Annotated in this window: 24 protein-coding genes; 12 read left to right on the forward strand and 12 right to left on the reverse strand. The window is 71.3% G+C overall.

Going from position 1 to position 23,794, the window contains the following annotated elements:
* The first annotated feature begins 5 nt into the window (after positions 1-5).
* Complete coding sequence (locus tag ACZ4W9_RS25165; protein ID WP_467939500.1) at positions 6-698, forward strand: TerD family protein; 693 nt, start codon at positions 6-8, stop codon at positions 696-698.
* Between the two features lie 15 nt (positions 699-713).
* Here ACZ4W9_RS25165 and ACZ4W9_RS25170 read toward each other — a convergent pair whose 3' ends face one another.
* The 6 genes from ACZ4W9_RS25170 to ACZ4W9_RS25195 all read right to left on the reverse strand — a co-directional run bounded on the left by ACZ4W9_RS25170 (position 714) and on the right by ACZ4W9_RS25195 (position 5,196).
* Entirely contained in the window at positions 714-1,451 is a 738-nt protein-coding gene (locus ACZ4W9_RS25170) for a TerD family protein (RefSeq protein WP_467939502.1), read from the reverse strand.
* An 88-nt stretch (positions 1,452-1,539) separates the two neighbouring features.
* Positions 1,540-2,679 (reverse strand): DUF475 domain-containing protein, encoded by a 1,140-nt coding sequence (locus ACZ4W9_RS25175; RefSeq protein ID WP_467939504.1) that lies wholly within the window; start codon positions 2,677-2,679, stop codon positions 1,540-1,542.
* A gap of 75 nt (positions 2,680-2,754) precedes the next feature.
* A complete protein-coding gene (locus tag ACZ4W9_RS25180; protein ID WP_467939506.1) occupies positions 2,755-3,333 on the reverse strand; it encodes a TerD family protein in 579 nt (192 codons plus the stop codon).
* 103 nt (positions 3,334-3,436) lie between these two features.
* Positions 3,437-4,012 carry a TerD family protein gene (locus ACZ4W9_RS25185; protein ID WP_467939508.1) on the reverse strand — a complete coding sequence of 192 codons (576 nt, stop codon included), beginning with the start codon at positions 4,010-4,012 and terminating at the stop codon, positions 3,437-3,439.
* 135 nt (positions 4,013-4,147) lie between these two features.
* Positions 4,148-4,606, reverse strand: a complete 459-nt coding sequence (locus ACZ4W9_RS25190) for a peroxiredoxin (RefSeq protein WP_467939510.1) — start codon at positions 4,604-4,606, stop codon at positions 4,148-4,150.
* Between the two features lie 152 nt (positions 4,607-4,758).
* Entirely contained in the window at positions 4,759-5,196 is a 438-nt protein-coding gene (locus ACZ4W9_RS25195; RefSeq protein WP_467939512.1) for a DUF3052 domain-containing protein, read from the reverse strand.
* A 410-nt stretch (positions 5,197-5,606) separates the two neighbouring features.
* Between ACZ4W9_RS25195 and aceE the strand changes: the two genes are divergently transcribed.
* Positions 5,607-8,354 carry a pyruvate dehydrogenase (acetyl-transferring), homodimeric type gene (gene aceE, locus ACZ4W9_RS25200; RefSeq protein ID WP_467939514.1) on the forward strand — a complete coding sequence of 916 codons (2,748 nt, stop codon included), beginning with the start codon at positions 5,607-5,609 and terminating at the stop codon, positions 8,352-8,354.
* A 132-nt stretch (positions 8,355-8,486) separates the two neighbouring features.
* Entirely contained in the window at positions 8,487-9,287 is an 801-nt protein-coding gene (locus ACZ4W9_RS25205) for a potassium channel family protein (protein WP_467939516.1), read from the forward strand.
* A gap of 15 nt (positions 9,288-9,302) precedes the next feature.
* Here ACZ4W9_RS25205 and ACZ4W9_RS25210 read toward each other — a convergent pair whose 3' ends face one another.
* Together ACZ4W9_RS25210 and ACZ4W9_RS25215 are read right to left on the reverse strand one after the other, a co-directional pair.
* Positions 9,303-9,611, reverse strand: a complete 309-nt coding sequence (locus ACZ4W9_RS25210) for a small hydrophobic protein (protein ID WP_467939518.1) — start codon at positions 9,609-9,611, stop codon at positions 9,303-9,305.
* Positions 9,612-9,833: 222 nt separating this feature from the next.
* Positions 9,834-11,453, reverse strand: coding sequence for an MFS transporter (locus ACZ4W9_RS25215; protein ID WP_467939520.1), 1,620 nt, complete (start codon positions 11,451-11,453; stop codon positions 9,834-9,836).
* A 125-nt stretch (positions 11,454-11,578) separates the two neighbouring features.
* On the opposite strand from ACZ4W9_RS25215, the gene ACZ4W9_RS25220 reads away from it, so the two are divergent.
* From ACZ4W9_RS25220 to ACZ4W9_RS25230, 3 genes are all read left to right on the forward strand, one after another.
* Positions 11,579-12,205 (forward strand): TetR/AcrR family transcriptional regulator, encoded by a 627-nt coding sequence (locus ACZ4W9_RS25220; protein WP_467939522.1) that lies wholly within the window; start codon positions 11,579-11,581, stop codon positions 12,203-12,205.
* A 103-nt stretch (positions 12,206-12,308) separates the two neighbouring features.
* Complete coding sequence (locus ACZ4W9_RS25225) at positions 12,309-13,526, forward strand: alpha/beta hydrolase (RefSeq protein WP_467939524.1); 1,218 nt, start codon at positions 12,309-12,311, stop codon at positions 13,524-13,526.
* A gap of 66 nt (positions 13,527-13,592) precedes the next feature.
* Entirely contained in the window at positions 13,593-14,441 is an 849-nt protein-coding gene (locus ACZ4W9_RS25230; RefSeq protein ID WP_467939526.1) for a DUF4429 domain-containing protein, read from the forward strand.
* 411 nt (positions 14,442-14,852) lie between these two features.
* Here ACZ4W9_RS25230 and ACZ4W9_RS25235 read toward each other — a convergent pair whose 3' ends face one another.
* Both ACZ4W9_RS25235 and ACZ4W9_RS25240 read right to left on the reverse strand, forming a co-directional pair.
* Positions 14,853-15,869, reverse strand: coding sequence for an aldo/keto reductase (locus tag ACZ4W9_RS25235; protein WP_467939528.1), 1,017 nt, complete (start codon positions 15,867-15,869; stop codon positions 14,853-14,855).
* Positions 15,866-16,330: a MerR family transcriptional regulator gene (locus tag ACZ4W9_RS25240; protein ID WP_467939530.1), complete on the reverse strand. Its 465-nt coding sequence runs from the start codon at positions 16,328-16,330 to the stop codon at positions 15,866-15,868. Before ACZ4W9_RS25240 ends, ACZ4W9_RS25235 begins: the two co-directional genes overlap by 4 nt.
* Before the next feature lie 175 nt (positions 16,331-16,505).
* Between ACZ4W9_RS25240 and ACZ4W9_RS25245 the strand changes: the two genes are divergently transcribed.
* On the forward strand, positions 16,506-17,327 hold the full coding sequence (locus ACZ4W9_RS25245; RefSeq protein ID WP_467939532.1) for a serine hydrolase domain-containing protein: 822 nt from the start codon (positions 16,506-16,508) through the stop codon (positions 17,325-17,327).
* Positions 17,328-17,342: 15 nt separating this feature from the next.
* On the opposite strand, the gene ACZ4W9_RS25250 is transcribed toward ACZ4W9_RS25245, so the two are convergent.
* The gene (locus ACZ4W9_RS25250; protein WP_467939534.1) at positions 17,343-18,002 is read right to left on the reverse strand and encodes a pirin family protein; all 660 of its coding nucleotides are present in this window, start codon (positions 18,000-18,002) and stop codon (positions 17,343-17,345) included.
* A gap of 105 nt (positions 18,003-18,107) precedes the next feature.
* Here ACZ4W9_RS25250 and fasR point away from each other — a divergent pair, with 105 nt between their 5' ends.
* The 5 genes from fasR (at position 18,108) to fabF (ending at position 23,071) form a co-directional block, all read left to right on the forward strand.
* On the forward strand, positions 18,108-19,313 hold the full coding sequence (gene fasR / locus ACZ4W9_RS25255) for a fatty acid biosynthesis transcriptional regulator FasR (RefSeq protein WP_467939536.1): 1,206 nt from the start codon (positions 18,108-18,110) through the stop codon (positions 19,311-19,313).
* A gap of 89 nt (positions 19,314-19,402) precedes the next feature.
* Entirely contained in the window at positions 19,403-20,329 is a 927-nt protein-coding gene (locus tag ACZ4W9_RS25260) for an ACP S-malonyltransferase (RefSeq protein WP_467939538.1), read from the forward strand.
* A 10-nt stretch (positions 20,330-20,339) separates the two neighbouring features.
* Positions 20,340-21,371, forward strand: a complete 1,032-nt coding sequence (locus ACZ4W9_RS25265; RefSeq protein ID WP_467939540.1) for a beta-ketoacyl-ACP synthase 3 — start codon at positions 20,340-20,342, stop codon at positions 21,369-21,371.
* 81 nt (positions 21,372-21,452) lie between these two features.
* A complete protein-coding gene (locus tag ACZ4W9_RS25270; RefSeq protein ID WP_018545314.1) occupies positions 21,453-21,701 on the forward strand; it encodes an acyl carrier protein in 249 nt (82 codons plus the stop codon).
* A 107-nt stretch (positions 21,702-21,808) separates the two neighbouring features.
* Positions 21,809-23,071 (forward strand): beta-ketoacyl-ACP synthase II, encoded by a 1,263-nt coding sequence (gene fabF, locus ACZ4W9_RS25275; protein ID WP_467939542.1) that lies wholly within the window; start codon positions 21,809-21,811, stop codon positions 23,069-23,071.
* Positions 23,072-23,170: 99 nt separating this feature from the next.
* Here the strand turns inward: fabF and ACZ4W9_RS25280 are convergent, their stop codons facing one another.
* On the reverse strand, positions 23,171-23,665 hold the full coding sequence (locus ACZ4W9_RS25280; RefSeq protein WP_467939544.1) for a DUF3145 domain-containing protein: 495 nt from the start codon (positions 23,663-23,665) through the stop codon (positions 23,171-23,173).
* Positions 23,666-23,794: the final 129 nt, after the last annotated feature.

The raw sequence follows: 23,794 nt of genomic DNA on the forward strand, positions 1-23,794 counted from the left end.
ACCGCATGACGCACGCGATGCTGAAGGGGTCGAACGTCCCGCTGGAGGCCACCACGGTACGCGCCGTGCTGCGCTGGACACCCGGGCAGGGAGTTCCGGACGTGGATGTGTCGGCGCTGCTGCTGGGCCCCGACGGCCGTGTGCGCTCCGACGAGGACTTCGTCTTCTACAACCAGCCCCGGCACCCCTCCGGAGCGGTGTGGCGGCTGGGCAAGGAGCGGGTCGCCGAGGGGCTGACCGACACGATCCGGACAGACCTGGGCGGGGTCGAGCCGGGCATCTCCCGGATCCTGCTGGTCGCCTCCGCCGACGGGGTCGCCTTCGACCGGGTGCCGGCGCTGGGCATCGCGGTCCACGACGCCGCGGTCACCGACGGGGAGCCGCTGGCCCGGTTCGACATCAAGCCGGAAACCGGGTCCGAGACGGCGCTGATCTGCGGTGAGCTGTACCGGCGCGGGGAGGGCTGGAAGTTCCGGGCGCTGGGCGAGGGTTACTCCAACGGGCTGAAGGGGCTCGCGACGGACTTCGGCATCTCGGTGGACGAGTCGGAGGCGGCCGAGGAGGAGCCGCCGACCTCCGCCCTGCCGTTGCCCCCGGCGGTTCCGGCGTACGGGTATCCGCAGCCGGTGCCGGCGGCTTCCGTGGGGGACGGGTACTTCCGGATGCCGCCGCAAGGGCCTCAGTTCATCGGGCGGTAGGGGGAGGCGGCCCGTTCACCGGTCCACCTTCGTCTTGTAGCCCCTGCCCCACTGGAGGCCCCAGCCGTAGAGGCGGTCCAGTTCGCCCTGGAAGCCGTAGACGAACTTGACCTCGCGGCGGACGGTCAGTTCGCCCTTGACGTTCTCCAGGAGGACGACGGCGCAGGACCGGGCCTGGGGGTGGCGTTCGTCCAGGCTGATCTCGATGCGGGGGCCGTTGCCCGGGTAGAGGGTGACCACGGCGTGGGTGCGGTCGAAGGCGGGCGTCTGGTCGTAGATGTAGACGAAGACCAGCAGCCGCTTGATCTCCTCGCGGTGGTCGAGGTTGACGTACATCGTCTCGCCGGACCCGGAGCCGAACCGGTCGTCGCCGCTGAGCTTGATGTACGGCGGAGCGTTGACGTCGCCGAGGTAGCCGCCGAGCGGCTGGACGACTCCCTTGCTGCCGTCGGTGAGTTCGTACAGGCAGCCGAGGTCGAGGTCGACGTTGACCATGCTCTGGCCGTGGCCGAGGATCTCCGGCGGCTTCAGCGCCTTGAAGGGGTGGCGCAGCAGGCTGGTGCGGGAGGACCCGTCGAAGTCGGAGGTCCGCATCCGCCAGGTGAGGTTGACCCGCAGGTTGCCGGTGGCCGCGCCCTGCTTGGTGAGGGACACCGTCGGGTGCCGCCTGGTCAGCTCGATGGCGTTGGTGGCCGCGCTGCCCGAGTCGAAGTCGGCGGCACGCCCGCCGAGCAGTCCGTCGAAGAAACCCATTCCCGCCCCCAGGTACCCGTTGTGACACCGACGGGGCGGCCGACCGCGTCGGCCGCCCCGCTCAGAGCGTTCCTCACCCGCCGGGGTGTCACACCCCGGAGGACACCTCGGCCTTCCGGCCGCCGCCCTCGCCCGCGGCGGCCAGGGCGCGGTTGCGGCGGACGGAGGAGAGGAAGGACGCCAGGATCAGGATCACGCCGATGGAGCCGGTGATGACCTCGTGGATCTCGTACTGGATGGTGATCAGCAGGACCACGGCGAGGGCGCCGATGGCGTAGTGGGCGCCGTGCTCCAGGTAGACGTAGTCGTCCAGCGTGCCCTGGCGGACCAGGTAGACGGTCAGCGAACGGACGTACATGGCGCCGATGCCGAGGCCGAGGGCCATCAGGACGATGTCGTTGGTGACGGCGAAGGCGCCGATCACCCCGTCGAAGGAGAAGGACGCGTCCAGGACCTCCAGGTAGAGGAACATGAAGAACGCGGCCTGGCCCGCCAGCACGATCGCGGGCTTCTTCTTGCCGCTGCGGGCGGCCTCTTCCTCCTGCTCGTGCTCGCGCTCCTCCTCTTCCTCCAGCTTGTCCTCGAAGTAGCCGGAGAGACCGCCGACGATCATGTAGGTGATCAGGCCGGCGATACCGGAGATCAGGACCGTCTGGGCCTTGTCGACGTGCAGGCCGCCGTGCTGGTGGGCGTGGGTGGCGACGGTGAAGGCCGTGATCAGCAGGACGACCAGGGCGATGCAGACCGACAGCATGTCGACCTTGCCGAGCTTGGCCAGGGGCCGCTCGAGCCAGCGCAGCCACTGGATGTCCCGGTCCTCGAAGATGAAGTCGAGGAAGATCATGAGCAGGAACATGCCACCGAACGCGGCGATCGCCGGGTGGGCGTCGGTGACCAGCTGCTCGTAGCGGACCTTGTTGTTGATCGCGAGGTCGACGGCCTCGATCGGGCCCATCTTGGCGCTGATGGCGACGATGACGACGGGGAAGACCAGCCGCATGCCGAACACGGCGATGAGCACGCCGACCGTGAGGAAGATCTTCTGCCAGAAGGGGCTCATCTTCTTCAGGATTCCGGCGTTGACCACCGCGTTGTCGAAGGACAACGAGATCTCCAGGACGGCCAGGATCGCCACGACCCCGAAGCCGGTCCATCCCCCGTAGAACGCCGCCGCGATCAGACCGAGCACGGTGATCGCGAAGGACCATCCGAAGGTTTTGAGAAGCACTGGCTACCCCATCATCCGTTGAGGCCCCTCCCGGACGAATTCCGAGGAGAGTTCTCCCCCGCGCGGTACGCGGCTTTACGAAACGTTGACTCCGAAGTCTAGAGCGATGCCCCGCAAGCCCGACGCGTACCCCTGACCGACCGCCCGGAACTTCCACTCGCCCTGATGGCGATACAGCTCACCGAAGATCATCGCGGTTTCGGTGGAGGCGTCCTCGCTGAGGTCGTAGCGGGCCAGTTCCTGGCCGTCGGCCTGGTTGACCACACGGATGAAGGCGTTGGACACCTGGCCGAAGGTCTGGCCCCGCTCGTCCGCCATGTGGATGGAGACCGGGAAGACGATCTTCTCGCAGTGGAGCGGGACCTTGGCGAGGTCCACCAGGACCGACTCGTCGTCGCCCTCGCCCTCACCGGTGAGGTTGTCACCGGTGTGCTCCACCGAGCCGTCGGGGCTCTTGAGCTGGTTGTAGAAGACGAACCACTCGTCGCCCAGCACCCGGTTGCCGGCCCCGCACAGCAGCGCGCTGGCGTCGAGGTCGAAGGGGGCCCCGGTGGTGGAGCGCGCGTCCCAGCCGAGCCCGATCAGGACGTTGGTGAGGTTCGGTGCGGCCTTGGAGAGGGAGACGTTGCCTCCCTTGGCGAGCGTGACGCCCATGCTGGTCCTCCCCTGCTGGTGCTTGTCCTGGTTGTTCTGCGCGTCCGGCGCCGCCCGTGAACGGTGCGGCGCCGGCTGCTGCGGGTGTCGTGACGTGCCGGGATCAGACGTTGACGCCGAAGTCCTGGGCGATGCCGCGCAGGCCGGAGGCGTAGCCCTGGCCGATGGCGCGGAACTTCCACTCCGTGCCGTGGCGGTACAGCTCGCCGAAGACCATGGCGGTCTCGGTGGAGGCGTCCTCGCTCAGGTCGTAGCGCGCGATCTCGGCGCCGCCGGCCTGGTTGACGACGCGGATGAAGGCGTTGCGGACCTGGCCGAAGGACTGCTGGCGGTTCTCGGCGTCGTAGATCGACACCGGGAAGACGATCTTGTCGACGTCGGCCGGGACGCCGGCCAGGTTCACCTTGATCTGCTCGTCGTCGCCCTCGCCCTCGCCGGTGAGGTTGTCACCGGTGTGCTCGACCGAGCCGTCGGGGCTCTTGAGGTTGTTGAAGAAGACGAAGTGCTGGTCACTGATGACCTTGCCGGCGTTGTCGAGGAGCAGCGCGCTCGCGTCGAGGTCGAAGTCGGTGCCGGTCGTGGTGCGCACGTCCCACCCCAGACCGACGATGACCGCGGTCAGGCCCGGGGCCTCCTTCGTCAGCGATACGTTGCCGCCCTTGCTGAGGCTGACTCCCACGGGTCCTCCATGTGGTGTTCAGGGGCGGGGAGCCCCGTCGTGCTTCGGATATGGGATCAACGTGCCGATCCTAGTGACGGGTTCCCGCCCCCCGCGGACCTTGACCGAGGAAACCCGGATGTCGGCCCGCCTGGCTCACAGGGTGTCGAGCGCCTTCACGTAGTCGCCGAGGTCACGGGCGTCCGGCAGGCCGTTGACCACGGTCCACCGCACGACGCCCTCCTTGTCGATGACGAAGGTGCCCCGGACGGCGCAGCCCTTGTCCTCGTCGAAGACGCCGTAGGCGCGCGAGACCTCGCCGTGCGGCCAGAAGTCGCTCAGCAGCGGGTACTCCAGGCCCTCCTGCTCGGCGAAGACGCGCAGGGTGTGGATGGAGTCGTTGGAGACGGCGAGCAGCTGGGTGTCGCGCTCCGTGAACTTCGGCAGGTTGTCCCGCAGCTCGCACAGCTCGCCGGTGCACACGCCGGTGAAGGCGAACGGGTAGAAGAGCAGGACCACGTTCTTCTCGCCGCGGAAGTCCGAGAGCTTCACACCGCGGCCGTGGTTGTCCTTGAGCTCGAAGTCGGGTGCCTTGTCGCCGACCTGGATCGCCATCGTCGTGCATCCCTTCGGTGGGCCGTCCTGGGTGGAGTACGGATGAACGCACAAGCGCTCGGGTCCACCCTACGCAGCGGCCACCGGAGGGTACGCGGCGGCCGGGCCGGGCCCGGTGGGGGCCCGCCCGGCCGGCGGTCAGCCGTACACGGTCACCGCTTGGACTTGGCGGCCTTGGGCGTCGCCAGACGCGAGCCGCTCCAGTCCTTGCCCACGCTGATGCCCTTCGACGCCGTCAGGCCGGCCGTCGAGGCGGCGTCCTGGATGTCGCTCGGTTCCACATACCCCGCACGGCCGGTCTTCGGCGTGAGGAGCAGGATCGCGCCGCCCTCTTCGATGTACGTGGTGGCATCCACCAGCGCATCCGTCAGGTCGCCGTCGTCGTCACGGAACCACAGCACAACGGCGTCGGCCACGTCGTCGTAGTCCTCGTCCACGAGGTCAGTCCCGGTGACTTCCTCGATGGCCTCGCGGAGCTCCTGATCGACGTCGTCGTCGTAGCCGATCTCCTGGACCACCTGCCCGGGCTGGAACCCCAGCCTGGCGGCAGGGTTCGTCCGCTCCTCCGCGTGGTCCGCGGTCGCGCTCACGGGTTGCCTCCTGATCATGTCTTGTCGATTATCTCAGCCACGCGCGTGCGCGAAGCATTGGCCGTAGTCCACACGGGCGGAACGGATCGCGCAAGTACCCGGCCGTCGGGACCGTCGAAACGGTGACGATCCCGGCCGGGTCGTCGCAACTCCTGGCACCGTATCGCGCTTTTCCCCGACCCACATCACGCCGGTGTGCCCGGTTTGCCCCGTTCGGAATCATCCTGGGATACGTCGCTCGAACAATTTTGCCAAGCACGTCACACCCCGGGCGTATCGTTGCGTTTTGACCGGTGGTGCGCCGGCCGAGACGAGCGTGGAGATGACGTACGGCTTCCCCAGGTACACGATGGGGAACGCGGTGTAGGCAGCTGCAACGAGAACCGGCCCTCCGACAGGTAAGGAACAGCGTGGCTTCCGCATCCGATCGCAATCCGATCATCATTGGCGGCCTTCCGAGTCAGGTTCCCGACTTCGATCCCGAAGAGACCCGGGAATGGCTCGACTCCCTGGACGCCGCCGTCGACGAGCGCGGCCGGGAGCGGGCCCGCTATCTCATGCTGCGCCTGATCGAGCGGGCCCGCGAGAGGCGCGTGGCCGTGCCCGAGATGCGCAGCACGGACTACGTCAACACGATCCCCACCAAGAGCGAGCCGTTCTTCCCCGGCAACGAGGAGATCGAGCGCCGGATCCTCAACGCCACCCGCTGGAACGCGGCCGTGATGGTCTCGCGCGCCCAGCGCCCGGGCATCGGCGTCGGCGGTCACATCGCCACCTTCGCCTCCTCCGCCTCGCTCTACGACGTCGGCTTCAACCACTTCTTCCGCGGCAAGGACGAGGGCGACGGCGGCGACCAGGTCTTCTTCCAGGGCCACGCCTCCCCCGGCATCTACGCCCGCGCCTACCTGCTCGACCGGCTCACCGCCCAGCAGCTCGACGGCTTCCGCCAGGAGAAGTCGAAGTACCCGGACGGACTGTCCAGCTACCCGCACCCGCGCTCGATGCCGGACTTCTGGGAGTTCCCGACGGTCTCCATGGGCCTCGGCCCGCTGGGGGCGATCTACCAGGCGCGGATGAACCGCTACATGCAGGCGCGCGGCATCGCCGACACCTCGCGGTCGCACGTGTGGGCGTTCCTCGGCGACGGCGAGATGGACGAGCCGGAGTCGCTCGGCCAGCTCTCCCTGGCCGCCCGCGAGGGCCTGGACAACCTGACCTTCGTGGTCAACTGCAACCTCCAGCGGCTGGACGGGCCGGTGCGCGGCAACGGCAAGATCATCCAGGAGCTGGAGTCGGTCTTCCGGGGCGCCGGCTGGAACGTGATCAAGCTGATCTGGGACCGCTCCTGGGACCCGCTGCTCGCGCAGGACCGGGACGGCATCCTCGTCAACAAGATGAACACGACCCCGGACGGGCAGTTCCAGACCTACGCCACCGAGTCCGGCGCCTACATCCGCGAGCACTTCTTCGGCGACGACCACCGGCTGCGCGCGATGGTCGAGAACATGAGCGACGACCAGATCCTGCACCTGGGGCGCGGCGGTCACGACCACCGCAAGATCTACGCGGCGTTCAAGGCGGCCAAGGAGCACAAGGGCCAGCCGACGGTCATCCTGGCCAAGACGATCAAGGGCTGGACGCTGGGCCCGAACTTCGAGGGCCGCAACGCCACGCACCAGATGAAGAAGCTGACGGTCGACGACCTCAAGCGCTTCCGGGACCGGCTGCACCTGCCGATCTCCGACAAGGAGCTGGAGTCCGGCCCGCCGCCGTACTACCACCCGGGCCCGGACTCGGAGGAGATCCAGTACATGCACGACCGCCGCCGGTCCCTCGGCGGTTACGTCCCGACGCGTGTCGTGCGCTCCCAGCCGCTCGCCCTGCCGGACGACAAGGCGTACGCGACCGTGAAGAAGGGCACGGGCCAGCAGTCCATCGCGACGACCATGGCCTTCGTCCGGCTCCTGAAGGACCTCATGCGGGACAAGGAGATCGGCAAGCGGTTCGTGCTGATCGCGCCGGACGAGTACCGCACGTTCGGCATGGACTCCTTCTTCCCGAGTGCGAAGATCTACAACCCGCTGGGCCAGCAGTACGAGTCCGTGGACCGGGAACTCCTCCTGGCCTACAAGGAGTCGCCGACCGGCCAGATGCTGCACGACGGCATCTCCGAGGCGGGCTGCACGGCCTCGCTGACGGCGGCGGGCTCGGCGTACGCCACGCACGGCGAGCCGCTGATCCCGGTGTACGTCTTCTACTCGATGTTCGGCTTCCAGCGCACCGGCGACCAGTTCTGGCAGATGGCCGACCAGCTGGCGCGCGGATTCGTCCTGGGCGCGACCGCCGGCCGGACGACCCTGACCGGCGAGGGGCTCCAGCACGCGGACGGCCACTCCCAGCTGCTGGCCTCCACCAACCCGGCGTGCGTGGCCTACGACCCGGCGTACGCCTACGAGATCGCGCACATCGTCCAGGACGGCCTGCGCCGGATGTACGGCGGCTCGACCGAGCACCCGCACGGCGAGGACGTCTTCTACTACCTCACCGTCTACAACGAGCCCATCCGGCACCCGGCCGAGCCGCCGAACGTGGACGTCGAGGGCATCGTCAGGGGCATCCACAAGATCGGCGAGGCCACCGGCGGCGCGATCCCGGCGCAGATCATGGCGTCGGGCGTGGCGGTCCCGTGGGCCCTGGAGGCCCAGCGGATCCTGGCCGAGGAGTGGAACGTCCGGGCGGACGTGTGGTCCGCGACCTCCTGGAACGAGCTGCGCCGCGAGGCCGTGGCCTGCGAGGAGCACAACCTGCTCCATCCCGAGGAGGAGCAGCGGGTGCCCTTCGTGACGCGCAAGCTCGGCGGCGCGGAGGGTCCGTTCGTGGCCGTGTCCGACTGGATGCGATCGGTTCCGGACCAGATCGCGCGCTGGGTGCCCGGCACGTACCAGTCCCTGGGCGCCGACGGGTTCGGCTTCGCCGACACCCGGGGCGCCGCGCGCCGCTTCTTCCACATCGACGCCCAGTCGATCGTGGTGGCGGTGCTGACGGAGCTGGCGCGGGAGGGGAAGGTCGACCGGTCCGTGCTGAAGCAGGCCATCGACCGGTACCAGCTGCTGGACGTCGGGGCGGCGGACCCGGGGGCGGCCGGCGGCGACGCGTAGCCGCCGCGCTCGGCTTCGGCCGGCGAGGGGTGTGGGGGCCGGTGTGCGCCGGCCGGCCGGTGGCCGGCCGGCCGCGCGGTTCCCCGCGCCCCTGCCGGGGCGCTGTACTTACGGTTTCTTTACGATTGCGTCATGGAGCAACTGTCCGCGCAGGCGCGGTGGGAGCGGTACAGCGAACGGCCGCTGTTGGCGCTCGCGGTGGCCTTCGCCGTCGCTTACGCGGTGCCCATCGTGGACGCCTCCGCCGGGCGCTCGCTGACGGCGCTGTGCACGGGGGTCGAGTGGGTGGTGTGGGGGGCGTTCGCCCTGGACTACCTGGTCCGGCTGGCGCTCGCCCCGCACCGGCAGATGTTCGTCCGGCGCCACTGGCTCGACCTGTGCGCGGTCGTGCTGCCGCTGCTGCAGCCCCTGCGGCTGCTGCGGCTGGTGTCGACGCTGCTGCTGGTGGGCCGGCGGGCCCGGATGGCCCCGCAGATCCGGCTGACCACGTATGTCGTCGGGGCCGTCGTCGGCCTGCTGATGTTCGGGTCGCTGGCGGTGCTGTCCGTGGAACGGGAGTCACCGCGCGGGAACATCCGGACGCTGGGTGACGCGGTGTGGTGGTCGTTCACGACGATGACGACCGTGGGATACGGGGACCACGCGCCGACGACGGGGCTCGGGCGGATGATCGCGGTCGGGCTGATGCTCTCCGGGATCGCCCTGCTCGGTGTCGTCACCGCGAACATCGCCGCCTGGTTCATCTCCCGCTTCGAGAAGGACGACGTGGAGGAGCGCCGGCAGACGGAGGCGATCGCCTCCCTCGCCGAGGAGGTGCGGCTGCTGCGCGCCGAGGTGGCGCGGCTGACGGAGGCGGCACCCCGAAGGGGCGCGGGAAGCTGCGCGACGAGCCACAGCGAACCCGCGCCCGGCAACGGACCACCGGCCCCTTAGTTAGGCCCTGTCGGCCTAGAGGAGGCCGTTGCCCCAGGCCGCCGCGCCGGCGAGGGCGATGACGGCGAGCAGGGTGTCGATCGCGCCCAGGATCAGGGCCACCAGCGCCGGCACGTTGCGTTCGCCCGACCAGCTGCGGCCCATCGACTGCCAGCCGCAGAAGATCGCGACGGGACCGAGGACGATCCCCAGCGCGAAGAAGCCGGCCACCGCGCAGATCGCGCCGATGATCCCGAGCGTCGCGCGGTCCGGCCCGGTGCGCTGCCACGTCCGGCCTCGCGACCGGGGGTACCCGCGTGTTCCATGCCCGAAGCCTGCCATCATCAACTCCCTGAGGCCTGTGGACAGTTCGGCTTCACGGTGCGGGTACCCCGGTTCCGCCGGAGCAGACCGGGCGCGCTGTCCCCCTCCGACAGCGCGCGCCGCGGCCCCGTGGTCCTCCTATGCGCTGCGGAGGAGTTGACCCACTGTGACCTGCGGCGCGCGCCGGGAGCCAGCGATCTTGAGGGGAGTCACCCTGATGGGCGAACTCCGCCGGGAGGGCCGTCAGATGTGGCCCACGCCCGCGCCCGCCTCCGCGTTCGTGCCGCGCTTGGTGAGCAGCGCGACGAGGACGGCGACCGCGGCCACGCCCGCCGCCACGAGGGAGGCGAGGCTCATGCCGTCGATGAAGGTGTGGTGGGCCACCTCGGTGATCTTCTCGGCGATGGGCGCCGGGGTGCCCTCGGCCACCGGCGCGACACCCTGCTGCACCGCCTCGGCCGCCTGGTGCAGCTGCTGCGGGGGCAGCTTCGGCAGCCCGGCGTCCGCCCAGTTGCCGGCGAGGGTGTGGTCGACCTTGGAGGCCATCACCGCGCCCAGCACGGCCGTGCCGAGGCTGCCGCCGATCTGCATGGCCGCCTGCTGGAGACCGCCCGCGACACCGGACAGTTCCATCGGGGCGTTGCCGACGATGACCTCCGTGGCGCCGACCATGACCGGGGCGAGACCGAGACCGAGCAGGGCGAACCACACGGACATCAGGCCGCTGCCGGTGTTCTCCTCCAGCGTGGACATGCCGTACATGGCGATCGCCGTGACGGCCATGCCGCCCGCCAGCGGTATCCGCGGGCCGGCCTTGGTGATGAGGGCACCGGCCAGCGGGGAGCCGACGATCATCATGCCGGTCAGCGGCAGCAGGTGCAGGCCCGCGTCGATCGGGCTCATGCCGTGGACGTTCTGCAGATAGAAGGTGACGAAGAACAGACCGCCCATGAACGCGATGGCCATCAGGACCATCAGGACCACACCGGCGGACAGCGCGACCGAGCGGAACAGCGCCAGCGGGATCAGCGGCTCGCGCACCCGCTTCTCCCAGAGGGCGAACAGGGCGAAGCCGACGACCGAGGCGATGAGGAACAGCCAGGTCTTGCCGTCGCCCCAGCCCCAGGCCGGGGCCTTGATCAGGGCCCAGACCAGGCAGAACATCGCGCCCGAGAGCAGGGCGATGCCCAGGATGTCGAAGGAGCGCGGGGCGTTCTCGGCGCGGTGGTCGAGCAGGATCAGCGAGCCCAGCACGAGGGCGAGGGCGCCGACCGGCACGTTGATGAAGAACACCGACTGCCAGTTGACGTGCTCGACGAGGACACCGCCGAGGATCGGTCCGCCCGCGGTGGAGGCGCCGATCACCATGCCCCAGATGCCGATCGCCATGTTGAGCTTCTCGGCCGGGAAGGTCGCCCGCAGCAGGCCGAGCGCGGCCGGCATCAGCAGCGCGCCGAACAGGCCCTGGAAGACACGGAAGGTGACGACCGCGGCGATGCTGTCCGACAGCCCGATGGCACCGGAGGCGGCGGCGAAGCCGGCGACGCCGATCAGGAACGTCTGCCGGTGGCCGAAGCGGTCGCCCAGCTTGCCGGCGGTGATCAGGGAGACCGCGAGCGCCAGGAAGTAGGCGTTGGTGATCCACTGGAGCTGGGCCCAGCTGGCGTGCAGGTCCTTGCCGATGGCCGGGTTCGCGATGGCCACGATGGTGCCGTCGAGGGCCACCATCATGACCCCTACGGCGACGGTGATCAGCGTGAGCCACGGGTGGCCGCGCAGGCCCGCGGCCGGCTGCGGCCCGGACGGGCCGGCCGGCGTTCTGTCGCCCGGTCCCGTCGCGTCGATGGTGGTCTGACTAGTCATACACTCAGATTAGTGACAGCCGCTGACAGTTGACAAACCAATTCACTAGTCGGTTACTGACACGAAAATGGGGGTCAGACCGGGCCGGACGGACGTTCCGCCCTCGTTCACCAGGAGAGTGGCCAATGGAGACGCTGCGCGAGCGCAAGAAGCGGCGTACACGGGAATCGCTGCTGCGGGCCGCTCTCGAACTGTTCACCACGCAGGGGTACGAGCGGACGACCGTCGACGAGATCGCCGAGGCCGTCGACGTCTCGCAGCGCACCTTCTTCCGCTACTTCGCGGGCAAGGAGGACGTGGCCTTCGCGGTCCAGGACATGGCGGAGGCGGCCTTCGTCGCGGCCGTACGGACCCGCCCGCCGCACGAGGCGCCGATACGGGCCCTGCGCCAGGCGTTCCTGGAGAGCTGGGACGAGATGCGCGAGACCGTCGAGTCGGTCGTGCCGGTCGAGCTGCACCTGAGCATGTACCGGACGATCGAGGCCGAGCCCGCGCTGCTCGCCGCCCGGCTGCGCCGGCTGGCCGTGACGGAGGAGGCCCTCGCACGGGTGCTGGCCGAGCGGGAGGGCGTCGACGTGGACACCGACCCGCGGCCCCGGCTGGCGGTGGCCGTCTTCGGCGGGGTGATGCGGGTCACCGAGCGGCAGTGGTGCACGAGCGAGGACTCCGGGCCCGAGGTGATCCGGACGCTCACCACGTCGTACCTCGATCAGGTGGGTTCGGCGCTGACGGGAAACTGGCGGACCGCCTGAGATCGTTGGCAGATCGCCCACTCCATGGGCGCCGACCGCCGAAACGTGATCCCTGTCACTCGGTTACCCCGAGACTCGCTCGCTCTCCTAGTGTGTCCTCCCAGTGACTTCCTTCGACACCTCCCCACACCTCAACCTCTGGCGCGCCCTGCCGGCGCTGGCCGTCGTGTTCGTGATGCTCGCGACCACCGGCTGGACCGCCCTGCGCACCCACCGGGAGTCGTCGGCGCTCGCGGCCTCGCTCGCCCAGTGGCACCACGGCCGCCTGCACGGACTCGAGCTGCCGGACCCCGAGGCCGCCCCGGCCCGGCTCGCCCGGTTCTTCGGCTCGCTCACCCCGGCCGACCGTGACCGGCTGGCCCGCCGCTATCCGCTCGCGGTCGGCAACATGAACGGCGCGCCGGTGTCGCTGCGCTACCGCGCCAACCACCTCGCGCTGGAGCGGGCCCGCGAGAGCGAGCGCGGGCGCATGCACGACAGCCGGCTCAGCACGGCCGGCCAGCAGGACGCGGGCCGGCGGATGCACCGCTACGAATCCCTGCTGAGCGGGGGCCGGCAGATCCTGGCCTTCGATCCCGGGGGCTCGGGCCGGATCGCCGAGGTGTTCGGCGACCTCGGCTCGGCGCGGCGGATCTCGGTCGTCGTCCCCGGCGTCGACACCGACCTGCTCACCTTCCAGCGGACCAACCGCCCCTACAGCGCCCCGGTCGGCATGGCCAAGGCGCTGTACGCGGCCGAGCGGGCGGTGCGCCCCGCGACCCGCACGGCCGTGATCGCCTGGGCCGACTACACCTCGCCCGACGGACTCGGGGTGGACGCGGCCACCGGACTGCGCGCCGAGGAGGGCGCCGTACGGCTGAACGCGCTGCTGCGCGCGCTGCCCGGCCGGGCCCCGGTGTCGATGTTCTGTCACAGCTACGGCTCGGTGCTCTGCGGGGTCGCCGCGCACGGCATGCCGCGCCGGGTCGCCGACATAGCGGTGGCCGCGAGCCCCGGCATGCGGGCCGCCGGCGCCGCCGGCCTCGGCACGACGGCCCGGGTGTGGGCGATGCGGGACGCCAGCGACTGGGTGCGCGACGTGCCCTATCTGGAGCTGGGCGGCCTCGGCCACGGCGCCGACCCGGTGTCCGCGGGGTTCGGGGCGCGGGTGCTGTCGGCCCGGGACGCCGAGGGGCACAGCGGTTACTTCCAGCCGGGCACGGACAGCCTGCGCAATCTCGCCGCCGTCGGGGTGGGCGCGTACAGCGAGGTGACGTGCGCACGGGAGGACGATGCGTGCCGGTCCGGTCTGTCCGGCACGCCGACGGCCCAACGCGCGTAGAAACAGCAGGAAGTGCGGTCTGCGCGGGTGGCGACGGAGGGACACGTGCCGCATACGATGAGCCGCATGGGTGACGTACTGGCGGGGTTTCATGCCGTCTGGGAGTTCGAGTCCGACTCCGTGCTCATCCGTTTCGAACGGGGGATTCGGACACCGAAGCTTTTCCAGGCGCTGGGCGAGCGCCGGATCCCGCTGGCCGCGGTCGAGGGCGTGACCCTCGGGCCGGGCAGGCGGGGGACGGTCGTCCTGCGCCTGCGGCCGCGCCCCGGCGCCGATCCGCTGATGGAGGCGGCCGACGGGCAGTTGAAGGAGGGCTCCGACCCGTACCGGCTGGTGCTGCCGGCCGAGCGGGAGACCCTCGCGGAGTACTACGCCGACGAGCTGAGGGGGCTGCTCACCGAGTCCGGCCCCGCCGACCGGCACCTGGTCGCGGCGCCCGGGGCGCCGCTCCAGTTCAAGGCGTACGACGGCAAGGCGTCCTTCGACGGGACGTCCGTGCAGTTCCGCTGGTCCTGGACGGGGGCGTCCTCGGCGAAGTGGAAGGCCGGCGACCAGAGCTTCGCGGTGACCGAGCTGAGCGGGGTGGAGTGGCGGTCGCCGGAGGTCTTCGAGGGACACCTGCGGCTGATCAGGCGGTCGGACGGCCCGGCGGCGCCCGCGCAGCCCGACCAGGATCCGGCGGCCGTCGTCTTCGGGCTGGGCTACGGCCCGGTGCACGAGTCGCTGCCGTTCGCCGCGGCGGTGCTCGCCGCCGTGCGCACCCGGGGGCCGGTGCCCTCGATACCGGCCCCGGCCCGGCGCGATCCCGCCGACATCGCCGAACGGATCCGGCACCTCGGGGAACTGCACCGGGCCGGACTGGTCACCGACGAGGAATTCTCCAGCAAGAAGGCGGAACTGCTGGCAGAGCTGTAACCACCCGGCCGGCGGACCCGGGCGCCCGGTCGCCGGCCGGCTGACCGGCGACCGGGCGAACCGGCCGACGTGAGCAGCGGCCGGGCGGGCCGGTAGGTGTGACCGGACGCCCGGGCCGGGCGGCACTACCGGGGGCCGGGGACGACTCGGCGTGACCGGACGCCCGGGCGGACCAGCCGACCCGAGCGGACACCCCGGCGCGACCGGACGCCGGGCCGGGCCGGTCGGCATGACCGGCGGCCGGGGACGAGCCGACGTCAGCAGCCGCCGGGCGAACCAGTCGGCGCGACAGGACGCCCGGGTGAACCGGCCGACGTGACCGGACGCCCGGGTGAACCGGCCGGTGTGGCCGGGGGGGTTATGCCGCCGGGCGGGCGGCGCGGTCGGGCGTGCGGGCCGGGCGGGTGGGGGTCACTCCCGGCCCGCCGAGGCGAACCGCATGTCCGGGTAGCGGTCGCCGGCCACCCGGCCGGCGATCGGCTCCAGGGCGGCCAGCTCCTCTTCCGTCAGGGTGATGCGGGTCGCCGCCACGTTCTCCTCCACCCGGCCCGGCTTGCGGGTGCCCGGGATCGGCACCACGGACAGCCCGGCGACCGACGCCCGCTGCTGCGCCCAGGCCAGGGCGATCTGGCCGAGCGTGGCGCCGCGGGCCTCGGCGATCGCCCGGATCGGCTCCAGCAGGGCCGCGTTGGCGGACGCGTTGGCACCGGTGAAGCGGGGGTGCTGGCGGCGGAAGTCGTCGGACGTGAGGTCCTGCTCGGCATCGGTGAAGGAGCCGGTGAGGAAGCCGCGGCCGAGCGGCGAGTACGGCACCAGGGCCACGCCCAGGTCCCGCACGGCCGGCACGACCCGGGCCTCGATGTCCCGGCTGAACAGGGACCACTCCGACTGCACGGCCGCGATCGGGTGCACGGCGTGGGCGGCGCGCAGCTCGTCCGCGGTGACCTCGCTGAGCCCGAGGTGCTTGACCTTGCCCTCGCGGACCAGCTCCGCCATCGTGCCGACGGTCTCCTCGATGGGGACGTCCACATCGCGGCGGTGCATGTAGTAGAGGTCGATCACGTCGACGTCCAGCCGCTTCAGGCTGGCCTCGACCGCCTGGCGGATGTACGGGGCGTCGTTGCGGATGATGCGCTTGGTGGGGTCGTCCGGCGGGATCGACAGGGCGAACTTGGTGGCGATGACCACCTCGTCCCGGTGCGCCTTGAAGAACGGGGAGAGGAACCGCTCGTTCTCCCCGTCCCCGTAGGCGTCCGCCGTGTCGTACAGCGTGACGCCCAGCTCCAGCGCCCGGTCCAGCGCGGCGCGGGCCTGGCCGGCGTCCGTCGGGCCGTAGCCGAAGTTCATGCCCATGCAGCCCAGGCCCTGTACGCCCACCTCCGGTCCGTCCGCGCCGAGCCGTACCGTCGGAATCCTGGCGTCGGTCATCGAGGGGTTCCCTCCGTCGCGTAGAAGCTGATCTTGCGGTCGAGGACGGCGAGCGTGTCCCGCAGTTCGGCGATCCTGTTCAGGACGTCCCGGCGGGTCGACTCCAGCAGGGCCTGCCGCTCCGCGTACGTGTCCTCGCCCCGGCGGACCAGTTCCGCGTACCGCACCATGTCCGCCACCGGCATGCCGGTCAGCCGGAGCTTGGTCACGAAGTCCAGCCAGTCCAGGTCACGGTTGCTGTAGCGGCGCTGGCCGGTGTGCGAGCGGTCGACGTGCGGCATCAGCCCGATCCGCTCGTACCAGCGCAGGGTATGCGCGGTCAGCCCGGTGAACGCGACGACCTCGCTGATCGTGTAGCGGTCGCGGCCGTCGGGGCGGGGGTGGCGCCGGGGAGGGGCGGAGCAGATGTCGGCGGGGGTGGCGTGCTCGGTGGCCGCTGGCGGGGTCTGCATCACCGTCATGCCCCCACGCTATGGCGTTGGAGTGCACTCGAAGCAAGCCGCTCCGGTGAGAAATCCCGAGGACCCGGCCCGGTGGCGGCGGCCGGCCCGCGGATCCGGTCCGCCGACGGGCGGCCCGGGCGGGATCCGGACCCGTCGGCGCGGCTGCCGCCGTGCGCCGCATAGGCTCGGACGCATGTCGTTGCAGAGCCTGGCGCTGATCGAGAACTGGCCCGTCCCCACCGCCGCGGCGGGAGTCGTACGAGCCGACGGGAGCGTCCTCGGGACGCACGGTCCCGTCGGGCACCGCTTCCCGCTGGCCTCCGTCACCAAGCCGCTCGCGGCCTACGCGGCGCTCGTCGCCTACGAGGAGGGCGCGATCGAGCTGGACGAGCCGGCCGGTCCGCCCGGGGCGACGGTCCGTCACCTCCTCGCGCACACCTCGGGTCTGGCCTTCGACGAGCACCGGGTGACGGCCCCGCCCGGGGAGCGGCGGCTGTACTCCAACGCCGGGTTCGAGCAGCTCGGTGACCACATCGCCAAGGCCGCCGACATGCCGTTCGCGGAGTATCTGCGCCAGGCCGTGCTGGAGCCGCTGGGCATGACGGCCACGTCGCTGCAGGGCTCGCCGGCGAAGGACGGGGTGTCGACGGTCGAGGACCTGCTGCGGTTCGCGGTGGAGGTGCAGGCGCCCCGGCTGCTGGACCCGCGGACCGTGGCGGCGGCGATGACCGTGCAGTACCCGGGGACCAAGGGCGTACTGCCGGGGTACGGGCACCAGAACCCCAACGACTGGGGGCTGGGCTTCGAGATCCGCGACGGCAAGTCACCGCACTGGACGGGCGCCGCGTCCTCGCCGCGCACCTTCGGGCACTTCGGGCAGTCCGGGACGTTCCTGTGGATCGATCCCGACGCCGGGGCGGCCGGGATCGCCCTGACCGACCGCGCGTTCGGCCCCTGGGCCATCGAGGCGTGGCCGGCCTTCACGGACGCGGTGCTGGCGGACCTGCGCGGCTGACGGGAACCGGAGGGGCTACGGCGTCAGCTCCCACAGCAGCAGGTCCGCCGGGGCCGACGCCAGCGCCCGGAGCCCCCCGGCACCGGTGATCCGCGCCGCGTCGCCGGGGCCCAGCTCCTCCCCGGCCAGCCGGACCGCGCCGCGCGCCACATGGACGTACACCCGCGGCGCCTCCGGCACCGCCGTCCGCTCCCCCGGCTCCAGCCGCCGTACGTGCAGCACCGCGCCCGCGGCCGGGACCGGGTACACGAGGGGGCCCGCGCCGGCCGGGACGAGGGTGTAGGAGGGGGTGCCGCCGGGCTCCCGGGGGGTCAGCCACATCTGGAGGAAGGTCAGCGGGACCGGGCCGTCGTTGCGCTCCACGTGCCGCACCCCCGCCGCGGCGCTGAGGTGCTGCACCTGCCCGGCGCGCACCGTCGTCTCGTGGCCCGCCGAGTCGCGGTGGGTCAGCTCGCCCTCGACGACCCAGGTGACGATCTCGGTGTGGCTGTGCGGGTGCTCGCCGAAACCGGCGCCCGGGGCGAGCCGCTCCTCGTTGCAGGCGATCAGCGCGCCGAACCGCAGGTTGTCGGGGTCGTAGTGCGGTCCGAAGGAGAAGGCGTGCCGGGTGTCGATCCCGGCCTCCCGGTCCCCTCCGTGATAGCGCTCACCGGCGCGGCGTACGTCCGTCGTCACGGCCCCCACGGTAGCGCCGCCGGCCGCGCGGGCCGCGGGCCGGGCCGCCGGGGACCGCCCCCCCGGCGGCGCACGGCCCCGTCCCGATAAGGCAGTCTTGTCCCCGTGCCCGAACCCGAATCCCACCACGGTGACCCCGCAGCCCGTCACGTCCATCCGCACACCGCGACCCTGAAGCGGCTGGAGAAGTCCTCCGGGAGTCTCGCCGCGCAGGCCATCGCGCGGATGGACGAGACCCTGCCGTGGTACCGGGCCATGCCCCCGGAGAACCGTTCCTGGATCGGGCTGGTCGCCCAGGCGGGCATCGCGGCCTTCACCGAGTGGTTCCGGCGCCCGGACGCCCCGCAGGCCATCTCCACCGACGTCTTCGGGACCGCGCCCCGCGAGCTGACCCGGGCCATCACCCTGCGGCAGACCGTGGAGATGGTGCGCACCACCATCGAGGTCATGGAGTCGGCCATCGACGAGGTGGCCGCCCCGGGCGACGAGAGCGTGCTGCGCGAGGCGCTGCTCGTGTACGCCCGGGAGATCGCCTTCGCCACCGCCCAGGTCTACGCCCAGGCCGCCGAGGCACGCGGTGCCTGGGACGCGCGGCTGGAGTCGCTGGTGGTGAACGCCGTGCTCAGCGGGGAGGCCGACGAGGGCGCCGTCAGCCGGGCCGCCGCGCTCGGCTGGAACTCGCCGGAACACGTGTGCGTGGTGCTCGGGACCGCGCCCGACGGGGACAGCGAGCTGACCGTGGAGGCCATCCGGCGGGCCGCCCGGCACGCCAAGCTCCAGGTGCTGACCGGGGTGCTCGGCGACCGGCTCGTGGTCATCGCGGGCGGCAGCGACAATCCGCTGGCCGTCGCCCGCTCGCTGATCGGGCCGTTCGCCGCCGGGCCGGTCGTGGCGGGTCCCGTCGTCCCCGACCTGCTGGCCGCCACCCGGTCCGCGCAGGCCGCCGCCGCCGGACTGAAGGCCTGCTTCGCCTGGCAGGACGCGCCGCGGCCGGTGCTCGCCGACGACCTCCTCCCGGAGCGCGCCATCGCGGGCGATCCGAGCGCACGCGAGCAGCTGGTGGAGGAGATCTACAGACCGCTGGAGGAGGCGGGCTCGGCACTGCTGGAAACGCTGAGTGTCTACCTGGAGCAGGCCAGCAGTCTCGAAGGCGCGGCGAGAATGCTCTTCGTTCACCCGAACACCGTGCGCTACCGGCTCCGACGTGTGACTGACGTCACCGGCTGGTCCCCCTCGGATGTAAGATCCGCGTTCACACTACGGATCGCGCTCATCCTGGGGCGTCTGGCCGATGGTGAACCCCAGACATAGGGTTTTGTCGGGGCTCTACAAAAGCCCTTCGTGTTCTTCGTCCCTGTCCCCACGGGCGGCCCCGGCCGTCCCCAAGAGAGAGTGTGAGAGTGCTCGTACTCGTCGCTCCCGGCCAGGGCGCCCAGACGCCCGGCTTCCTGACTCCCTGGCTCGACCTGCCCGGTGCCGCGGACCGCGTGGCCGCCTGGTCGGACGCCATCGGACTGGACCTCGCCCACTACGGCACCGAGGCCGACGCCGACGCCATCCGCGACACCGCGGTGGCGCAGCCGCTGCTGGTCGCCGCGGGCCTGCTGTCGGCCGCGGCACTCGGTGACATCTCCGAGATCGCGCCGGGCGCGGTCGCGGGCCACAGCGTCGGCGAGATCACCGCCGCGGCCTTCGCCGGCGTCCTGGACGACACGGACGCCCTCGGTCTCGTCCGCAAGCGGGGTCTGGCCATGGCCGACGCCGCCGCGGTCACCGAGACCGGCATGGCGGCGCTGCTCGGCGGTGACCCCGCCGTCACCGTCCCGCACCTGGAGAAGCTGGGCCTGACGCCGGCGAACATCAACGGTGCGGGCCAGATCGTCGCCGCGGGCACGCTGGAGCAGCTGGCCGCGCTGGCCGAGGACAAGCCCGAGGGCGTCCGCAAGGTCGTCGCGCTGAAGGTGGCCGGCGCCTTCCACACCCACCACATGGCCCCGGCCGTGGCGACGCTGGAGAAGGCCGCGGCCGAGCTGGCGCCGGCCGACCCGAAGGTGACCTACGTCTCCAACAAGGACGGCCGCACCGTCGCCGCCGGTGCCGAGGTGCTCCAGCGGCTGGTCGGGCAGGTCGCCAACCCGGTCCGCTGGGACCTGTGCATGGAGACCTTCAAGGAGCTGGGCGTCACGGCGATCGTCGAGGTGTGCCCCGGCGGCACGCTGACCGGCCTGGCCAAGCGGGCCCTGCCCGGTGTCGCGACGCTGGCGCTGAAGACCCCCGACGACCTCGAAGCGGCCCGGGCTCTGTGCGCAGAGCACGCCGGCGCCTAAGGAGCCGTACATGGCGAAGATCAAGCCCAGCAAGGGCGCCCCGTACGCGCGCATCCTCGGTGTCGGCGGCTACCGGCCGACCCGGGTGGTGCCGAACGAAGTGATCCTGGAGAAGATCGACTCGTCCGACGAGTGGATCCGCTCCCGCTCCGGCATCGAGACCCGGCACTGGGCCGGTCCCGAGGAGACCGTGGCCGCGATGGCCATCGAGGCCTCCGGGAAGGCGATCGCGGACGCCGGCATCGACGCCGGGCAGATCGGCGCGGTGGTCGTCTCGACCGTCTCGCACTTCAGCCAGACCCCGGCCATCGCCACCGAGATCGCCGACAAGCTCGGCACCGACAAGGCCGCCGCCTTCGACATCTCGGCCGGCTGCGCGGGCTTCGGCTACGGCCTCACCCTCGCCAAGGGCATGGTGGTGGAAGGTTCCGCCGAGCACGTGCTGGTGATCGGCGTGGAGCGGCTGAGCGACCTCACCGACCTGGAGGACCGGGCCACCGCCTTCCTGTTCGGCGACGGCGCCGGCGCGGTCGTCGTCGGCCCCTCCAAGGAGCCGGCCATCGGCCCGACCGTGTGGGGCTCCGAGGGCGACAAGGCCGAGACGATCAAGCAGACGGTCTCCTGGGACCGCTTCAGGATCGGCGACCTGTCGCAACTGCCCGTCGACAGCGAGGGCAACATCAAGTTCCCTGCGATCACGCAGGAGGGCCAGGCGGTGTTCCGCTGGGCCGTGTTCGAGATGGCGAAGGTCGCCCAGCAGGCGCTGGACGCGGCCGGAATCACCGCGGACGACCTGGACGTCTTCATCCCGCACCAGGCCAATGTGCGGATCATCGACTCGATGGTGAAGACGCTGAAGCTGCCGGAGCACGTCACGGTCGCCCGTGACATCCGCACCACCGGCAACACCTCGGCCGCCTCGATCCCGCTCGCGATGGAGCGGCTTCTGGCGACCGGGGAGGCGAAGAGCGGCGACACCGCGCTCGTCATCGGATTCGGGGCGGGTCTCGTCTACGCCGCCACGGTCGTTACCCTCCCCTAGGCACTCCGTGCCGGATCATGCGGTCCGGTTCGGATACAAATGCCGTTAACCCGTCTGGAATATCAAGAAGGAGCGCCTGACATGGCCGCCACTCAGGAAGAGATCGTCGCCGGTCTCGCCGAGATCGTGAACGAGATCGCCGGGATCCCCACCGAGGACGTCCAGCTGGACAAGTCCTTCACCGATGACCTGGACGTCGACTCGCTGTCCATGGTCGAGGTCGTCGTCGCCGCCGAGGAGCGCTTCGACGTGAAGATCCCGGACGAGGACGTCAAGAACCTCAAGACCGTCGGTGACGCGACCGACTACATCCTCAAGCACCAGGCCTAAAGCCACCGCGTAGGCCGCGTGCAAGGCCCCGCCACCCGGCGGTGGCGCCGTAATCCCCGCACCGGCGGGGGTAGTCCTCCCCCGTATCCGTTGGAGAAAGAATCCCCGTGAGCCCGACCAATCGCACCGTGGTCGTCACCGGTATCGGCGCAACCACACCGCTGGGTGGCGACGCAGCCTCGACCTGGGAGGCCCTGGTCGCCGGCACGTCCGGTGTCAGCCCGCTGGAGCAGGAGTGGGCGGCTCAGCTGCCGGTCCGCATCGCCGCGCAGATCGCCGTGGAGCCGGGCGAGATCATCCCCCGGCCGCAGGCCCGCAAGCTGGACCGGTCCGCGCAGTTCGCGCTGATCGCCGCTCAGGAGGCCTGGAAGGACGCCGGTTTCACCGCCAAGGCCGGGGTGGACTCGTCCGTGAACCCCGACCGTCTCGGTGCGGTCATCGCCTCCGGCATCGGCGGCGTGACGACCCTGCTGGACCAGTACGACGTACTCAAGGAGAAGGGCGTACGCCGCGTCTCCCCGCACACCGTGCCGATGCTGATGCCCAACTCCCCGGCGGCCAACGTCGGGATCGAGCTGGGTGCCCGCGCCGGTGTGCACACCCCCGTCTCGGCCTGCGCCTCGGGCGCGGAGGCCATCGGGTACGCGATCGAGATGATCCGCACCGGGCGTGCGGACGTGGTCGTGGCCGGTGGTACCGAGGCCGCCATCCATCCGCTGCCGATCGCCGCGTTCGGCAACATGATGGCGATGTCCAAGAACAACGACGACCCGCGGGGCGCCTCGCGTCCCTACGACGCCGGCCGCGACGGTTTCGTGCTCGGCGAGGGCGCCGGTGTGATCGTCCTGGAGTCCGAGGAGCACGCGAAGGCGCGCGGTGCCCGGATCTACGCCGAGGCGGTCGGGCAGGGCATCTCCGCGGACGCCCACCACATCACCCAGCCGGAGCCGTCCGGCAACGGGATCGCGCACGCGCTGCAGAACCTGCTGGACAACACGGACCTGAAGCCGGCCGAGATCGTGCACGTCAACGCGCACGCCACGTCCACGCCGCAGGGCGACGTGGCCGAGATCAAGGCGCTGCGCAAGGTGTTCGGCGACGACGTCGACCACATGGCGGTCTCCGCGACCAAGTCGATGACCGGTCATCTGCTCGGTGGCGCCGGTGGTGTGGAGACCGTCGCGTCGATCCTGGCGCTGGTGAACCGCACGGCTCCGCCGACCATCAACCTGGACAACCTCGACCCCGAGGTCAACGCGGACATCGTGAGCGGTGAGGCGCGGGCGCTGCCCGAGGGCCGGATCGCCGCGCTGAACGACTCGTTCGGGTTCGGCGGGCACAACGTGGTGCTGGCGTTCCGTACGGTCTGACTCCCGTGACGTGGAAGGGCCCGGTCTCCTGGTGGGGGGACCGGGCCCTTTCCGTCGGCGGTGGCTCCCCGCCGCCGGGTGCGGGTCGCCCGGGGAGGTTCACACCACCTGGTGCAGCCAGCGGACCGGGGCGCCCTCTCCCGCGTATCTGAAGGGCTCCAGTTCGTCGTCCCAGGGCTTGCCCAGGAGTTTGGCGATCTCGGCCTCCAGGTCGCTCTCGCCGCGCTGGGAGCGGGTCAGGGCGGCGCGCAGGCGGTCCTCGGGGATCAGGATGTCGCCGTGGATGCCGGTGACGGCGTGGAAGATGCCGAGGTCGGGGGTGCAGCTGTAGCGCTCGCCCTCGGCGGTCGGGCAGGGCTCGGCGGTGACCTCGAAGCGCAGCAGGTGCCAGCCGCGCAGCGCGGAGGCGAGTTTGGAGGCGGTGCCGGCCTGGCCCTGCCAGGAGAACTCCGAGCGCCAGGTGCCGGGGGACGCGGGCTGCCGGATCCAGTCGAGGCTGACGCGCGTGCCGAGCACCCCCGCGATGGCCCACTCGACGTGCGGGCACAGCGCGCGCGGCGCGGAGTGCACGTACAGAACTCCACGTGTCGTCACCGGAACCTCCGGGCAGAGCGGGACATCTTGCGGACTGGCTGGGCGGCAGTGGCACGACGGCCGCGTTGATGGCGAGGCTACCTTGCGGCGGGGCAAGGAGTGTGACGTACCGTCGGTCCCGATGCCAGG

It is taken from the genome of Streptomyces sp. NPDC029296 (assembly GCF_055569255.1).

Coding starts and splice junctions, on each gene's coding strand:
- ACZ4W9_RS25165 (WP_467939500.1), top strand. CDS start 6: ATGACGCACGCGATGCTGAAGGGGTCGAACGTCCCGCTGGAGGCCACC.
- ACZ4W9_RS25170 (WP_467939502.1), bottom strand. CDS start 1,451: ATGGGTTTCTTCGACGGACTGCTCGGCGGGCGTGCCGCCGACTTCGAC.
- ACZ4W9_RS25180 (WP_467939506.1), bottom strand. CDS start 3,333: ATGGGCGTCACGCTCGCCAAGGGAGGCAACGTCTCCCTCTCCAAGGCC.
- ACZ4W9_RS25190 (WP_467939510.1), bottom strand. CDS start 4,606: ATGGCGATCCAGGTCGGCGACAAGGCACCCGACTTCGAGCTCAAGGAC.
- ACZ4W9_RS25205 (WP_467939516.1), top strand. CDS start 8,487: ATGGAGCAACTGTCCGCGCAGGCGCGGTGGGAGCGGTACAGCGAACGG.
- ACZ4W9_RS25210 (WP_467939518.1), bottom strand. CDS start 9,611: ATGATGGCAGGCTTCGGGCATGGAACACGCGGGTACCCCCGGTCGCGA.
- ACZ4W9_RS25215 (WP_467939520.1), bottom strand. CDS start 11,453: ATGACTAGTCAGACCACCATCGACGCGACGGGACCGGGCGACAGAACG.
- ACZ4W9_RS25220 (WP_467939522.1), top strand. CDS start 11,579: ATGGAGACGCTGCGCGAGCGCAAGAAGCGGCGTACACGGGAATCGCTG.
- ACZ4W9_RS25230 (WP_467939526.1), top strand. CDS start 13,593: ATGGGTGACGTACTGGCGGGGTTTCATGCCGTCTGGGAGTTCGAGTCC.
- ACZ4W9_RS25235 (WP_467939528.1), bottom strand. CDS start 15,869: ATGACCGACGCCAGGATTCCGACGGTACGGCTCGGCGCGGACGGACCG.
- ACZ4W9_RS25240 (WP_467939530.1), bottom strand. CDS start 16,330: ATGACGGTGATGCAGACCCCGCCAGCGGCCACCGAGCACGCCACCCCC.
- ACZ4W9_RS25245 (WP_467939532.1), top strand. CDS start 16,506: ATGTCGTTGCAGAGCCTGGCGCTGATCGAGAACTGGCCCGTCCCCACC.
- ACZ4W9_RS25265 (WP_467939540.1), top strand. CDS start 20,340: ATGGCGAAGATCAAGCCCAGCAAGGGCGCCCCGTACGCGCGCATCCTC.
- ACZ4W9_RS25270 (WP_018545314.1), top strand. CDS start 21,453: ATGGCCGCCACTCAGGAAGAGATCGTCGCCGGTCTCGCCGAGATCGTG.